Source organism: Corynebacterium tuberculostearicum, from assembly GCF_016894265.1.
Classification (GTDB): domain Bacteria; phylum Actinomycetota; class Actinomycetes; order Mycobacteriales; family Mycobacteriaceae; genus Corynebacterium; species Corynebacterium tuberculostearicum_D.
The window spans coordinates 2,325,481-2,340,539 of record NZ_CP069791.1; the positions used below are offsets into that span (position 1 = coordinate 2,325,481).

Sequence of the window (15,059 nt, forward strand, 5' to 3'; positions counted from 1 at the left end):
TACTCCCGCCCGCTGGGAAACTACCGCACCACGGGGTTCGTGTCAGTCCTGTTCCGGTTCTGCGGGCGTCGTTTCATCGGGCACGACCGAAAGGTGCGCGCGGCGCGCCTTTTTGGCATAAGCCACGCGGCGGGTGCGAAAGACCGGGTGGTTCGAATTGGCAGGGTCCGCCCCATCAAAGGTCGCGGAATAGTCGATTGGGTCTGCACCGGAGCCGGCGCTGCGGTCATCGACCAAGCCGGTGGTCACGCGGCCGTCTTCCTTGACCGCCTCCGCCAAGGCCATCAGGTCATCTTCTTCGTCCAGCTCAATGCGGTCCACACGCACCAGTTCCCAGCCCACTGGGGCGGAAATGCGGTCGCGGTGGGTCGCACACAGATCCCAGCTGTGTGGGTTCTCCTCTTCCGCCAGCGGGCCGACGACGGCCGTCTGGTCCGCGTAAGCGTAGGTCAATGTCGCCACGGCGGGGCGGCCGCAGCCTGGGCGGGAGCAATGGCGAGAAATAGTCACAGCGCATAAGTCTAAACCCTTGGTTTAGATTTAGATAGTCTTCACCCCGGCGTGGCTCCGCTAAATCCGGCCCGCCAGCGCCTTAGAATCAGGGTCATGACCGCCGCTCGCCCGCATATCCGCCCCGCCCGCGACCGCCACGGCCACGGCATGCGCGGACCGCTCCTCCCCCAGCAGACCCCGCGCTACCGCAGCGCGCGCGAGCACTTCGACATGGCCGTATTGGAGGCCTATGCCCCCATCCAAAACGCCTTCGCGCCACAATTGCGAGGCCTCGACTTGGCCGTGGATACCATCCCACGCATGCGGCTTTCGCCCGATATGACCGTGCTACCGGATGAGATTATCGCCGATGGCCCAGTTCCCCTTGGCCGCGTGGTTCCCGCCGGTGTAGATTCCGAGGGCCAGCCCACCCGCGCGCGCCTAGTCATCTTCCGCATGCCCATCGAGCAACGTGCCTCTACCCCGTCCGAGCGCTCCGAGCTCCTAGGCACCGTTATTACCGCGCTGGTGGCCAACTACCTCAACTTGGATCCCGAAGAAGTGGACCCGCGCTATAGCTGGTAACCTCCGGCAAGTTTCGCGGCAGCAGAAAAGCCCCTGGCCGCACATTGCGTGCTAACCAGGGGCCTTACTGGACACCTTAATTATCCAATCTCGCGCTTGAGGCGGCGGCGCTCACGATCCGATAGCCCGCCCCAAATACCGAAGCGCTCATCGTGCTCCAGCGCGTACTCCAAGCATTCATCGCGTACCGCGCAGGCCTGGCAGATGCGCTTGGCCTCACGGGTAGAGCCTCCCTTTTCGGGGAAGAATGCTTCAGGGTCGGTCTGCGCGCACAGCGCCTGGTCCTGCCACTCCTGCTCGACGGCACCGAAGAGTTCATCGAGCGACATCTCTGCAGCAGCACCGCCACGGAGAATGGCGTTGTTATTAGCCATTTTGTCCACGCCTTTTCCTTTCTCCGAGGTTGGGTAATTCTCATCAGCGCGACCGACTGTACACCACATTTCCTTTGGGCTACCCCGCTGGGACTGTGTGGAAGTAACGGCGCCGGCCGCTGTTTCTTTCACTGATGTAATTTCACACCGGATCACTAAATATCGTCAACCCGAATTGGCGGCTTCTTCGCGCTTTCCGGCAAAAACGCAGCACACGATCCCCATGCGTCACATCCGTAACAACTGATCCCCCGCGGGGGTGTAGGTAGGGGGTACTACATGTAGTGGTACCCCGTTTTTCTGTCAACAATTTTCAGGAAATTCCGGCGTGTCGCGCGCACAACCCCGCAAAGAAGGGATCCATGCGCTTCATATCTGTGAAGATTTCGTACCATGTCGGCCGGTGCAGACAGGCGTAACAGGTGGCCCCATAAAAGAAAGGCCGAACCGAGGCTCTTTATCCTCAGTTCGGCCTATGTCAGCTAGACCTAGTGCAGCGCCCAGACCACGGCGAAAGCGTTAAGCATCGGAGCTAAAACGCACGCCGGCATCAGGAATAGAAACGCCGGGGAAGACTCGCATGCCGTCGAGAAGCTCGCAGCGTGCGCCGATATGCGCGCCTTCACCAATGACACAGTTCTCAATGACCGCGTTGGCGCCAATGTGAGCGCCGGAGGCAATGATCGAGTTGTGAATGATGGCGCCTGGCTCAATGCGCACGCCGTCAAAGACAACGGTGCCCTCCAGACGGGAGCCCGCGCCCACCTCAGAGCCTCGGCCCACGGCGGTACCGGACAGCAGCAGCACGCCGCCAGCGATGCCGGCGGAGGGATCCACCAGGGATTCACCAGTCTTGCCCTCAATCAGCGGGGAAGGCGCGATGCCACGTACCAGGTCGGAGGAACCACGGGTGAAGTCATCCGGGCGGCCCATGTCGCGCCAGTAGGAGTTGTCTACGTGGCCGACAACTAGACGGCCTTCAGCCAAGAGCCCTGGGAAGGTTTCGCGTTCGACGGAAACAACGCGGTTGGCCGGAATGGACTCGATGACGGAGCGCTTGAACACATAGCAGCCGGCGTTGATCTGGTTGGTTGGCGGATCCTCGGTCTTTTCTAGGAACGCGGTAACTCGGCCGTTGGAGTCGGTCGGCACGCAACCAAACGCACGCGGGTCAGCTACGTTGAGCAGGTGCATGGTGACATCGGCGTCCTTGTCATGGTGCGTGGTGAGGATGCCTTCCAGATCCATGCCGGAGAGCACGTCGCCATTGAAGACCATGACCGTGTCATTGCGCAGCTTGTCGTAGACGTTGCGGATGCCGCCGCCGGTGCCGAGCGCGGTCTCTTCCACCACGTACTCGATCTCCAAGCCCAGATCGGAGCCATCACCGAAGTACTCCTCAAAGACCTCGGCCTTATAGGAGGTAGACATGACGACGTGCTCGATGCCGGCGGCCTTGATGCGGGCGAGCAGGTGCTGCAGGAACGGGTAGTTTGCCGTCGGCAGCATCGGCTTCGGTGTACCGATGGTTAGTGGGCGCAGGCGGGTGCCGCGACCGCCGACGAGAATCACTGCATCCGTGCTGGCACCGTGGGTGGTGGCTGCTTCAGTCATAGTCTTCCTTATGTATGCGGACAGTTTTATTCTGTGATTTTCTGAGGGACAGTGTAGAGCGTATGGCGCACAATCCAGGTCAACGGCACGCGCACCGGGCCTTAAGAACGTGCCGAGGCTGAGGCAATAAGCCCGCGGACTCGCAGTCCCAGCCACAACGCACCGCGCAGTGGGGCCTGCCACCGCCCGGGGTGGCGGTCTGCCTGAAAGCGATAGGCGGAGTTGTGGTGGGCGCGCAGCATCGCTCCGGCGTGCGCTTGGGTGGAATGCCCCTTAGCGTGGCTGATGACGGCCTCCGGGCAGAAAATGTTCTGGTAGCCGGCGCGCGTGAAGCGATCTCCTAGATCCACGTCTTCGAGGTACATGAAATAGCGCTCATCAAACCCACCGATGTCGTCGAAGGCCTCCCAGCGCACAAGAAGGCAGGAACCGGATAACCATCCGGCCGGACGCTGGGCGGTCATATCGGATTCATCGCGGTAGGCGCGCGACCATGGATTGGACGGCCAGATCGAAGAAAAGAGTGCGTGCCCAATGCCGGTAGCCACGGTAGGCACGGCGCGGGCCGAGGGATAATTGCTGCCATCCGGTTCCACGATGCGCGGGCCCACGGCCGCAGCATCCGGCCACTGGCGGGCGCACTCGATGAGCTGGTCAATAGATCCCGGGGTAAAGGTGACATCGGGATTAGAGATAAGGAAAAATTCCTCATCCACGCCACCGTGCTCGCGGGCGAAGCGGGCACCCGCATTCATGCCAGCGCCGTAGCCGATATTTCCGCCGGTATCGAGAAAGTCCACCCCGGCGCGTTCGCGGGCGGCGGCCTCGGGCACGCCGTCGGTGGAGCCATTATCCGCAAGCACGACCTTGGTGCCGCGAGCGCAAGCGCCCGGCAGGGAGTTCAAAAAACTACCGAGGTATTCACCGGGACTATAGGTCACGGTGATCACGGCCAGCGGGGATTGATTTGGTGTAGTCACAATGGCCCCGAGCTTAGTCACAGGCGCTCCTCGCACTGGGCAGGGACACTGCCCGAACACGCGAAATCGGACACGGATCACTAATTTTTGCCCGTTCTGCCCTAAACTGTCTCCAGATCCCCACCAATCTAGAAAGCCTCCAGTTGTGACTTCTGAGAACACTCGTCGGGCGCGCACGATCCAGCCGGCGCCCTCTGCCGCTAGTGCGGTGAAGCAAAAAGGTTCCACGGCCATCAAGGCGATCGTGGCACTCCTGTCTGCCTTGATCCTGGTGGTATCTGGCGTGGGTTATGCCACCGTGGGTCGACTAGATAATGGCATGTCTTCGGCCACGGACTTGTCCCTGGACGGCCAGGGCTTGTCCGGTGACTCGCACGATGGCGCAGTGGATATCTTGCTGGTGGGCAAGGATTCGCGTACCGATGCCAAGGGCGATCCCCTCTCTGAGAAGGAATTGGCGGACCTGCACGCCGGCGTGGCCGATGGTGAGGAAAATACCGACACCATGATGCTCATCCGCGTTCCGGAGGACGGTTCCCGCGCTACTGCCGTATCCATTCCGCGCGATACCTATGTCAAGGATCCGGACTACGGCAATATGAAGATGAATGCTGTCTTCGCCTCCCACAAAAACGCCAAGGTGGAAGAGCTCGAGCAAGAAAATGCCGAGGCGGAGGCCAAGGGCAAAAAGAAGCCGCACTCGGATAAGGACATCGAAAAGCAGGGCGTCGAAGCCGGCCGCGAAGGATTGCTGGCCATGGTGCGCACCCTGACCGGTGTGTCCATCGATCATTACGCGGAGGTGGGCCTATTGGGCTTCACCCTGCTAACTGACGCCGTCGATGGCGTGGATGTCTGCCTCAACGATGATGTTGATGATGACATGTCTGGCGCTAAGTTCAGCAAGGGCAAGCAGACCCTCGACGGCGGCAAGGCCCTAGCTTTCGTGCGCCAGCGCTATAACCTCCCGCGCGGCGACCTCGACCGTATCGTGCGCCAGCAGGCCTTCATGGCTTCCCTAGTCAATAAGATCCTGGACAATGACACCCTGGCTAATCCTTCCAAGCTGTCCAAGATTGCCAAGGCGGTAGAGCGCTCCGTGGTCATCGATGACGGCTGGGACATCATGGGCTTTGTCACCCAGCTGGCGGGCCTGGCCGGCGGCAATGTCACCTTCACCACTATCCCGGTGACCTCCATCGACGGCCAGGGCGATTATGGCGAGTCCATCGTCACCATCGACGCCTCCGAGGTCCACCGTTTCATGGATGACCTGGCTAAGACCCACGATGAAGCCACCGATGAATCCAAGGCCGAGGATAAGGACAAGCAGGACAAGGCGGAAAAGGACAAGGACGTCGATCCGAATATCAATATTCACGTCCTCAACGCCGGCAATATTGATGGCTTGGCCGCAGGCATTGGTTCCTGGCTGGAGGACAAGGGCTACACGGTGGAGCGCTCCGCGAACGCGCAGCCGGGCATCTACAGCGAGTCGCAGGTCGTCGCCGCCGATCCATCGAGCAAGGAAGCTAAGGCCCTGGCCAAGAAGCTGGGTGGGCTGCCGGTGGCAGAGAACCCGCAGCTCGACGATGACACCCTCATCGTGGTTGCTACCGATGACTACCAGGGACCTTCCGATGAGGAGGCCAGCGCCCAGCAGCCGGAGGAAGACACCTCCAGCCAGCCGGTTGGCACCCCGGGCAATGACTTCGGTACCGCCAAGGTTTCCCCGGAGATCGATGCTGGTGGCGACGGCCCGCGCTGCGTGAACTAGCACTTCTCCCTTACGATGGGCGGGTATGGAACTACTCGCCCATCTTTTGCGTGCCGATGCCGCCTCCCCGCGGCTTACCGTATACAACGAGGCCACCGGCGCTCGCATGGATTTTTCTGCGCAAACGCTCGACAATTGGGTGGCCAAGATCGCCAATATGCTGGAAGAAGAGCTCGACTTAGAGGCGGATTCCACCATCGCCATCGATCTTCCTTCCTCGTGGCAGGCGGCCGTCGTCGCCTTGGGTGCCCTTGCTGCTGGCCCTTCCTATAGCTTTGGCGAGGCTGCCGCGCTTGCCGACGTCGTCTTTACCTCCCCCTCCCGCTACTCGGCCGCCCACGAGCGCCAGCCGCAGGCCGACATTGTGCTCATTAGCGAGGACCCCTTTGGCCGCGGCGTCGTAGAGTCCGGCGGGGAGCTGCCCACCGGCGCCATCGATTTTGGTCCCACCGTGCGCTTCTACGGTGATCAGTACTTTGGCGAAACTCAACCACTGCCCCAGCTTGTCGATGCCCCCGCATCTGCCGAGCGCCTGCTTTCTACCGGCTGGTCCGATAATGAGTCTTTCTCCCGCGCCGTGCTCGAGCCCCTAGCCGCTGGTGGTTCCGCGGTCATCGTTGCCGGCATGTGCCCGGCCGAGCGCTTGGAGGAAATCGCCGCCAATGAGAAGGCCACCGCCCGCCTCTAATAGTTTCTGTATGCAGGCTTGGCCCAGATACACTTAACCCTCGTTATGTTTCTGGGAATCTCCGCGGACGTATGGTCCTCTCTCTTCATTGGCCTCCTCATCCTCGCTGGCACCATTACTCAGGGCACCATTGGTTTTGGCTTAGGCACCATTGCCACGCCCATTATCGCGCTCATTCGACCTGAGCTCGTGCCCACCCTCATTCTGCTGCTCGCACTGTGCATTTCCAGCTATACGCTCTCGCGCACCTTCCGCGAGACGTCCTGGCGCGTTGTGGGGATTTCTTCCCTCGCCCGCATTCCCGGTTCCCTGGTGGGCGCGTGGTCAATCGCCATCCTCTCTCCCGATGGGCTGTCCATCTTCATCGGTTGCGCCGTACTCCTTGCTATGACGCTATCCAGCTTGGGATGGAGCCCGCGCCCTACCACCGCCAATACGCTCATCGCCGGCGTAGCCTCCGGCATCCTGGGCACCTCGACTTCCATCGGCGGCCCGCCGATGGCGCTGATCATGAAGCGCTTCGACCCAAACCGCACACGAGGCACCTTAGCGGGCACCTTTGTCCTCGGAACCTTAATCTCTCTTATAATTTTGGCGTTCAATGGGCAGATCACCAGCACTCAGGTGACCGCCGCGGCGGCCTACTTCCCCCTTGTTGTCGTCGGCCTCATTGCCGCCAACTACCTCAACCGATTTATAGATAGGCACCTTCTCAACCGTATCGTCATCATCGTGGCCATCGCTGCGGCCCTTATGCTGATTCTCGAATCGGCCCTATTCTAGCCCCGGGCCCTACCCCTCAGCAGAAAACCTCGGCAGGCTCCAGTTGCGAAACATGCCAACCTCTGCCATGTAAACGCCTATAACTTATGTCACGTAACATTCATAACAAAGCATTTTATACCCCTTCCCTACCCGCTTAAATGCAGCGCACGACGCATATTGTGACGTGACCACAACTTTTCGTCAGGCCCCTAAACCCCTCCCAGAGGCCACCCAAACACCCCCAGATAGGGGCCCACTCCCTTCGTGTCGATTCTCTATTGTATAGACAATCATTTATCAATATTTTTTCACGCACTATCAGCCGTTTAGCGGGAACAAGCCCCAATAAACAGCTTAGTCTATATAAAAAATACCCACCCGTCGGCGTGGCAAATATATAGACATCTAAGAGATGAATTAATTCTGTGCCTGTTTTAGCGTTTTCTCAGCGCAACATTGAGAGTTGCTGGATTTCATTCATAAGTTCATTCATTTTCTACCTGCCCAGGAGAAGTTATATATGTCGATTCGTCGTCGCATGACCGGCCTGACCGCCGGCCTCATCGTCGCCGGCACCGCATTCGCGGCACCGCTGGCTGGCGCAGCTACCCAGACCGAGTCCTACCCGGAGACCCCGGCCCTGAACCCGGACCTGCCAATCATCCACACCACCCACGGTTCCGACCACATGAAGGCGAATATCCTGAACCCTCGCCCGGTATGTAACCCGTGGGAGGACCACCGCACCGTGGTCTACAAGGTCTCCGACCGCTTCCTGCCGGCCGGCACCATCTCCACCACCAACCAGACCAAGAAGGACATCCCGCTGCAGCAGGATCTGTCCAAGTCTCAGTCCATCTCCCTTTCCGTCAACGGTGACCGCACCGAGACCACGTCCATGAACCTGGGCGGCAAGGGCTCCAAGAAGGGCGCTGAAGGCTCCTTCGGCATTTCTCACGAGATCGCTACCAAGATTGGTGCTAGCGCTTCCTACTCCCTGTCTTGGGATGCTGGCCAGTCCATCGGACCTTACGACGTTCCGCCAAACCACACCGGCGAGGCTACCTACGGCTTCCGCGTGCTGAACATGACTGGCACCCAGCAGTACTGCAAGCCAAACGGCACCTGGTCCACTCCGACCGCTTGGAACGCTATGCAGCCGGTAAAGAACGAGGTTCGCGTCAAGCTGTACGATAAGCTGTCTGACTCCTACGCTCCCAACAAGGACGCTCAGAACACCACCGACGTCAATGACCCGAAGGTCGTTGAAGAGGACAAGAACCTCGAGGCTGACGCAGAGGTAGTCAAGGAGTCCGAGGGCAACGCCAAGGAAGCAACCGAGAAGGTCTCTGAAGCAGAGGGCAAGAACGAAGAGGCTGCTGACAAGAAGAAGCAGGAAGAGGTTGACGCCAAGGAAGACAAGAAGGACTCCAAGCACAAGCTCGACCTCGAGCCTTACCTGACCGTTTCCGGCGCTAAGCACGCTGGCTTCGCAGGCACCGTTGCTCTGCGCGCCAAGAACGTTGGCTCCGAGCGCTACTACGGCGAGTTCCCAGCTACCCAGTTCCGCGTGGACGTGAAGACCGCTAAGGGCCCGAAGGGCGTTGACCGCCTCATCACCCCGCGCTCCTCCAACGGCGCTCACATCCGTGACCTGGGCTTCAACGAGAAGACCTCCACTCGCTCCTTCGAGGTAACCCTGGCTAACCCGATTAACGCTGGCGAAGAGGCCCGCATCGCTAACCTGGACTTCGGCGACGGCAACACCAAGGAAGGCCGCCTCATCAACAACATCGAGGTAACCCAGACCTCCCGCATCAAGGGTGATGACTCCAAGCACAACGACCAGAACGTTGACTCCCGCGAGCACACCCTGAATGACTTTGGCAAGAAGAACGAGGGCCTGTTCTAAGAATACCCTACTTCTGCCCTAGGAAAATAGTTTCCTAGCCAGTCACTCCCAGAAGGCCGCTGCATCATCAAACGGTGCGGCGGCCTTCTTTCTTACCCTCGCCTACCCATACACGTCATTACTCCGCTTCAGATGTTCCCACCGTGGTCGTGGACGAGCACCCAGAGATTGAAGAGCTCTTCGCTCCCCTTTCGCAGTTGCTTACCGACGAAAAGATGCAGGAACTCAACGCCCGCGTCGACGTCGATGGCGAAGACTACATCACCGTGGCGCTAGATTTCTTGAAGGAAGAAAACCTGATCGCGGACTAGCTGCGGCACCTTAACAAGATTCCCAAAGACCGTTGCACCACCCTCGGTGCGGCGGTCTTTAACATTTATTTAACTTAGATCACAAATTTGCTTTCGTTCACCAGAACCTTCAGATAGATTGTGTATGTTACCCCATTCACAAACACTGGAGGATGAATTCTATGTCTCACACGACTGCGAATGCGCCCGCTTCACCAGCCAGCCCACCCACCACTGGCGGTGCAGGTACTTCACCCAGCGGCCAGGTGACCACTAATAAGGCCGTCAATAGCCAATGGACCATCACGCTCTTCGGCACCGCCGTGGGTGCAGGCATCCTCTTCCTGCCGATTTCGGCCGGCAGCTTCGGCTTCATCCCGCTACTGGTGGCTACCCTGCTCATCTTCCCAATGACCTACCTGGCCCACCGCGCGTTTTCTTGGATCATCAGCTATTCCCCGCTACACGGCGAAGATGTCCTCGCGGTACTCACTCACTTCTTCGGCCGCGGCAATGGCATCATCCTGGCAATCATCTACTGGTTCACCATCTTCCCGGTGGTGCTCATCTACGGCGTATCGATTACGAATACGGTCGATAGCTTCATCGTCAACCAGCTGGGCGGCCCGGAAATCTCCCGCTACATCCTGGCGCCACTGTGCGTGGGCCTCATGACACTCGCGCTCGCCTTTGGCAACGCCATCATGCTCAAGATTGCCCAGTTCGTGGTCTACCCGCTCATCGTGGCGCTCGCAGCGGTATCGCTCTACCTCATCCCGCAATGGGACTTGGGCTCCTTCCTGGAAGCCGGCGACCACAGCGCCGGCGGCGTCCTCAAGGCCATCATCCTCATCCTTCCAGTATTGGTCTTCTCCTTCTCCTTCGTTGCCGCCATCTCCCAGTTCTCCCTGGGCATGGAGAAGGAATACGGCGCGGACCACCACGCGCAGTCCGATAAAGTCATCCGCAACTCCGCCATCCTGCTGACCATCTTCACCATGTTCTTCGTCTGGTCCTGCGCCCTGGCCATGGGCGCGGACGGCATGCAGGAGGCTAATGACAAGAACCTGCCGGTACTCTCCTACTTCGCCAACGAAACCGGCACCCAGTTTATGGCCTACATGGCGCCCATTGTCGTTATTTGCGCGGTGGCCTCCTCCTACTTCGGCCACGCCCTTGGCACCATCGAGGGCACCCAGTACCTCTTCAACCTGGGCGCGCCAAAGGCCACGAAGAAGATGTCTACGCGCACGCTCGACCTGTGGACCTACCTCTTCATCTTTGTTTCAACCTCCCTGGTAGGTATTTTCAACCCCTCCATCCTGGATATGATTTCCGTCGTGGGCGGTGTCTTCTTCGCCTTCATGACCTACCTGCTACCCATCTGGGTCATCTACCGCGTGGAGGCACTGGCACGGTTCCGGGGCAACAAGACCAACTTCTTCGTGGCGATCATGGGTCTTATCGTGCTCTTCGCCACCATCTGGGGAATGTTCTAATAATTCCACAAAAACATGGTTCGACAAGGCCTTTTCCTCTCTGGCAGGGTGGGAGACATCATGTCAGAACAGGAAAAGGATCCCGACCTAAAGATTAAGCTCGGGCAGAACAACGAAATCAAAATTAAAAACAAGTACGAGACGTTTTCCATCGCCAATGACATCGCCATCTCTGTGGTCTTCATCCTTGGCTCAGTGCTGACACTGGCCGGCATGTCAATGGTCGCCACCGTCTTCTACCTTCTCGGCAGCCTGGGCATGGCAGCCCGCCCAGCTATCCGCTTGAAGCGGCGCACGCACCTGCAACGCATTGGAGCGGATGCCAATACCGCCGAAAGCTACGACTACTAGGCGCAATGGGCAGACGCGGCTAACAGTAAACTTTCAGCAACTCGCAGCGACCTATCAGGCGCAACCCATTGCAGTAGCAGCCCCGTACCCCATACTTAAATCATGCGTTTGAGAGAGCGCATACGAGAGAGATAGAGAGAACCCCTCAGTTTCCAGAGGGCGGCTTTAAGCCGATACATGGGAACACCTTGTAGAGAGAGACGCCTGCGGCCCTCGGCTCCTTTTAGGTTCCGAGGGCCGCAGGCGTTTTACACGGCTCCACGGTACTACTCGTGCAGCTTATTTTTCTTCGATGCGAAGAGAACTGCGATGCCGGTCACCAGCGCCGCGGCCACCAAATAGAAGGCGGGGGCGAGCTGCAGGCCCGTGACGTCAATAAGCCACGTGGCAATCATCGGTGCGGTACCGCCAAATACAGCGTTGGCGGTATTAAACGTCAACGCGAAACCGGACAGGCGCACGTGGGTGGGGAATTGTTCGGAAAGGAAGGAGGGCAGGACGCCGTCGTTAAGCGCCAGCACGCCGCCCAAGCAGACCTGAATGATAATGACAAGGAAGAGCCCGGCGCCATCGAGAAGCATGAAGGCCGGAATGATGGTCGCGCCCATGAAGGCGGCCGCGCACAGCATCGTCGTGCGGCGACCAAGACGGTCCGAAAGCATGCCGGTGAGCAGGGCAAAGCCCACATAGAATGCGGACGCCACCGAGGACGCGATAAATGCCGGCGTCGCGACCATGCCCAACTCCTCCGACAGGTAAGTGGGCAGGTAAGTCAAAATGACGTAGAAGCCAATGGCGTTGAGCACCGCGCCCGCAAAGGCAATGGCTAGGGCCTTGGGGTACTTCAGAACCTCGCGCAGCGGGGACTCCTCCGGCTCATCCTGGTCCTCAAAGTGGGAGGACTCTTCCGTGTTGCGGCGAATCCACAGGCCGTATAGACCCAAAGGCAGCGCAATCAGGAATGGCACACGCCAACCCCAGGAATCCAGGGCGGTATCATCAAGGACTCCAGTCAGCAGCGCCGCAATGAGCGAGCCCAAGAGCAAGCCCGAGGCCGTCGCGGAGGGCACCACCGCCGAATAGATGCCACGCTTGCCGGCTGGGGCAATCTCAGCCAGGTGCGTGGCCGCGCCCGCATACTCGCCGGCTGCGGAAAAGCCCTGCACCATGCGGCACAGCAATAGCAAGATGGAGGCGGCAAAGCCTATGGTGGAATAGCCCGGCAGGAAACCGATGCACGCAGTTGCCACCGACATCATCACAATAGACACCGTCAGCGTATGGATGCGCCCGTATTTATCACCAAAGTGACCCCACACGATGCCGCCCAAGGGCCGCACTAGGAACGACAACGCGAAGAGCGCAAACGTCATAATCAGCGCGCGGCGGCCTTCCATCTCCGGAAAGAACACACGGGAGATAATCGCGGACATATAGATATAGGCCGCATAGTCGAACCACTCGATGAAGGTGCCAATAAACGCCGCCTTAATGGCCGAGCGATGCTGGCGCCTGGTTTCTTCCGCATCCTCTACCTGCGCCGGCACAACGTCCTTGGCTGGGGGTTGGGCTGTGAGAGGAGACATGCTCCTCACCTCGATTCTGTAGCTCTACAAGCAGGTGAAACGGCGCAGCCTGACTGCGCGCATATCTTCCACCCTACAGAAACAAACTATGTTCTACGTCACTTTCACGCGCCAATGTTGCACATCTCCACCCCAGTCCTGCTTTCCGACGCCCTCCCCACCCCATTCCCAGCCACTAACAGCAACCCAACAGCCGGACCCCATGGCCGCTACAGCCCAGTGCCCCATACTGAGATTGTGCGTTTGAGAGAGCGCATATGAGAGAGATAGAGAGAACCCCTGCAGTTTCCACAGGGCGGCAGATGCCGATACATGGAAACGACATGAGAGACGCCCGTGGCCTCCAGCTCCGAAAGGAACTGGGGCCACGGGCGTTTCCCTAGCTAGAGTCTAGGCATCATGCGGAAGAAGGCCGTTGCGGAAGCTTTTTATCAAAATCAATTAGGCGACCAAAGGCCCAATCCTTATCAGTAAGCAAGCGAGAAAACACCAAACCGGCACCAATAGATCCAACTACCATCATTCCAGTTGCCACATTGGCCAACGCTTGATCCATCTGACCATCGTTCAAATAAAACACCGCCCGGAACATTGTCACCCCTGGGATCATAATCACCGCGGCCGGAACGGTGGTTGTAATACGAGGAAGACGCGCCCTTTTAGAAGCTACTGCCCCCAGCAACCCGATGATTAATCCACCCACAAAGGCTGCAAAGAAAATGGTTGTTCCCGCGTGAATTAGAATCAAACGAAGCTCATTTGCCACGGTTCCAACGCACGCCGCTACTAAGACCATGCGGCGAGAAGAGTTAAAAAGAAAAGCAAACCCAGCAATGCCCAGAAAACTTGCCAGCGGCGCCAACAGAAACCATTGCATATCCTGCGCAGGTGCAGGTGGGTCAGGACTAAGTTTTGTCAGCCAGCTAACCATAGAGACCGTGAAAGCCGCCGTGAATATGACGGTAAAGGCGTACCCCAATCTGACAATCCCCGCATCAAGATCAAATCGCGCTATGTCGATCAAAGCAGAGAAAAGTGGAAACCCGGGAATCAGGAATAAAACGGCCGCCACAAAACCCGAGGACAGTTCACTGGGTTCCACCGAGCCTATAGCCCCGAAAAATTCCGTCAACAAGAAGAAAACTATGCTTGCCGTCGCACCACCAGCAATCACTCCTCCAATTTGATGAACGTGACGGTGGAGAACTGTATAACGAACAAACTGGCCTGCAAACGCCGCCAAAGCAACCAACCCCACTGCTTCCAGCGGGAAAAAATTAAGATACGCAAACGCCGCACATGCGATCGCGGCAGCGAAAGAAAGAGTTAGACCGCCCCAGCGCTTTTTGACATTATGCTCGATAGTATCCAGCATCGCCGCTAATTCCTGAGCGGTGATCCCTGCGTAGAGGCGATTGTGGGTTAAATCTTCCAAGGCTTCAATCCGAGAGGCATCAACTGCAGGCGAATGTTGCCGAGCAATGACCGTCCGGAAGTATTCGCCGCGGTGAAACGTACAGGTAATCTGCGTCAGACCCACTGTGGCATCTAGATGGTCAAACCCCAATGCTCGCGCACTCCGTTTCATCCCTCTAAGTACGCGATAACCAGAGGTGCCGGCACCCATTAGGAGCATTCCCACCCGCAATACAACGTCCGCCTCGACACCCATTTGCCGATGCATCTCTGGATCAAATTGTTGTGCCATCTCTCCTCCTCTGACACTGCTCCTGGCGCACAATTAAAGACTTGTCGACCCCAACCCGATAGCGCGCTTGTAGTTTTCCTAGAATCTTACGCAAAAGAAGCCTCTTGTGAATCAGGCTCATCGATCCAAAAGCCTCCACCTTGATACCCGTAAGTTGATTGAGCTATTTTTTATCCTCTGCCAAATGATTGCCACTATATTCACAGGCAAATACCAGACCTATGGCAGCCTAGCGCGTTATCTTTAATTTACGTGTTCGAGAGAACGCAAGAGAGATAGAGAGAACCAGTTCCAGCGCCCTGTGGCCCCAAGCGAGGCCCGGGCGTTGGAGCTGTTTTAGGGGTCTGCAGGTTGGGGCGTGGGGGAAGGAGAAGGCGTCGGAAAGCGGTGCATGGCTCAAATTCGCGGTTATAGATCCTACGGGCTACCCCCGCCACC

Annotated in this window: 14 protein-coding genes; 8 read left to right on the top strand and 6 right to left on the bottom strand. The window is 58.4% G+C overall.

Annotation, left to right across the window (positions count from 1 at the left end):
- Positions 1 to 42: 42 nt before the first annotated feature.
- Entirely contained in the window at positions 43 to 510 is a 468-nt protein-coding gene (locus I6J28_RS11110; RefSeq protein WP_150850639.1) for a DUF3499 domain-containing protein, read from the bottom strand.
- Positions 511 to 606: 96 nt separating this feature from the next.
- Here I6J28_RS11110 and I6J28_RS11115 point away from each other — a divergent pair, with 96 nt between their 5' ends.
- Positions 607 to 1,077: a metallopeptidase family protein gene (locus tag I6J28_RS11115; protein WP_005322429.1), complete on the top strand. Its 471-nt coding sequence runs from the start codon at positions 607 to 609 to the stop codon at positions 1,075 to 1,077.
- 80 nt (positions 1,078 to 1,157) lie between these two features.
- Here I6J28_RS11115 and I6J28_RS11120 read toward each other — a convergent pair whose 3' ends face one another.
- The 3 genes from I6J28_RS11120 to I6J28_RS11130 form a co-directional block, all read right to left on the bottom strand.
- Positions 1,158 to 1,406, bottom strand: a complete 249-nt coding sequence (locus tag I6J28_RS11120; protein ID WP_005528147.1) for a WhiB family transcriptional regulator — start codon at positions 1,404 to 1,406, stop codon at positions 1,158 to 1,160.
- Between the two features lie 564 nt (positions 1,407 to 1,970).
- Positions 1,971 to 3,065: a sugar phosphate nucleotidyltransferase gene (locus tag I6J28_RS11125; protein WP_179387501.1), complete on the bottom strand. Its 1,095-nt coding sequence runs from the start codon at positions 3,063 to 3,065 to the stop codon at positions 1,971 to 1,973.
- Between the two features lie 101 nt (positions 3,066 to 3,166).
- A complete protein-coding gene (locus I6J28_RS11130) occupies positions 3,167 to 4,066 on the bottom strand; it encodes a glycosyltransferase family 2 protein (protein WP_204609938.1) in 900 nt (299 codons plus the stop codon).
- 124 nt (positions 4,067 to 4,190) lie between these two features.
- Between I6J28_RS11130 and I6J28_RS11135 the strand changes: the two genes are divergently transcribed.
- From I6J28_RS11135 to I6J28_RS11165, 7 genes are all read left to right on the top strand, one after another.
- On the top strand, positions 4,191 to 5,822 hold the full coding sequence (locus I6J28_RS11135) for an LCP family protein (RefSeq protein WP_204609940.1): 1,632 nt from the start codon (positions 4,191 to 4,193) through the stop codon (positions 5,820 to 5,822).
- 25 nt (positions 5,823 to 5,847) lie between these two features.
- Positions 5,848 to 6,510 carry a TIGR03089 family protein gene (locus I6J28_RS11140; RefSeq protein ID WP_204609942.1) on the top strand — a complete coding sequence of 221 codons (663 nt, stop codon included), beginning with the start codon at positions 5,848 to 5,850 and terminating at the stop codon, positions 6,508 to 6,510.
- Positions 6,511 to 6,555: 45 nt separating this feature from the next.
- A complete protein-coding gene (locus tag I6J28_RS11145; protein ID WP_204609944.1) occupies positions 6,556 to 7,293 on the top strand; it encodes a sulfite exporter TauE/SafE family protein in 738 nt (245 codons plus the stop codon).
- Between the two features lie 502 nt (positions 7,294 to 7,795).
- Positions 7,796 to 9,187, top strand: a complete 1,392-nt coding sequence (locus I6J28_RS11150) for a hypothetical protein (RefSeq protein ID WP_204609946.1) — start codon at positions 7,796 to 7,798, stop codon at positions 9,185 to 9,187.
- A gap of 149 nt (positions 9,188 to 9,336) precedes the next feature.
- Positions 9,337 to 9,498 carry a glycine betaine ABC transporter substrate-binding protein gene (locus I6J28_RS11820; protein WP_239234898.1) on the top strand — a complete coding sequence of 54 codons (162 nt, stop codon included), beginning with the start codon at positions 9,337 to 9,339 and terminating at the stop codon, positions 9,496 to 9,498.
- Positions 9,499 to 9,659: 161 nt separating this feature from the next.
- Positions 9,660 to 10,976 (top strand): amino acid permease, encoded by a 1,317-nt coding sequence (locus tag I6J28_RS11160; RefSeq protein ID WP_239454605.1) that lies wholly within the window; start codon positions 9,660 to 9,662, stop codon positions 10,974 to 10,976.
- A 60-nt stretch (positions 10,977 to 11,036) separates the two neighbouring features.
- Positions 11,037 to 11,327, top strand: a complete 291-nt coding sequence (locus I6J28_RS11165) for a YrhK family protein (RefSeq protein WP_234447434.1) — start codon at positions 11,037 to 11,039, stop codon at positions 11,325 to 11,327.
- A 266-nt stretch (positions 11,328 to 11,593) separates the two neighbouring features.
- On the opposite strand, the gene I6J28_RS11170 is transcribed toward I6J28_RS11165, so the two are convergent.
- A complete protein-coding gene (locus I6J28_RS11170) occupies positions 11,594 to 12,913 on the bottom strand; it encodes an MFS transporter (RefSeq protein ID WP_204609950.1) in 1,320 nt (439 codons plus the stop codon).
- Between the two features lie 397 nt (positions 12,914 to 13,310).
- Positions 13,311 to 14,621, bottom strand: a complete 1,311-nt coding sequence (locus tag I6J28_RS11175) for a threonine/serine ThrE exporter family protein (protein ID WP_239454606.1) — start codon at positions 14,619 to 14,621, stop codon at positions 13,311 to 13,313.
- Between the last annotated feature and the right edge of the window lie 438 nt (positions 14,622 to 15,059).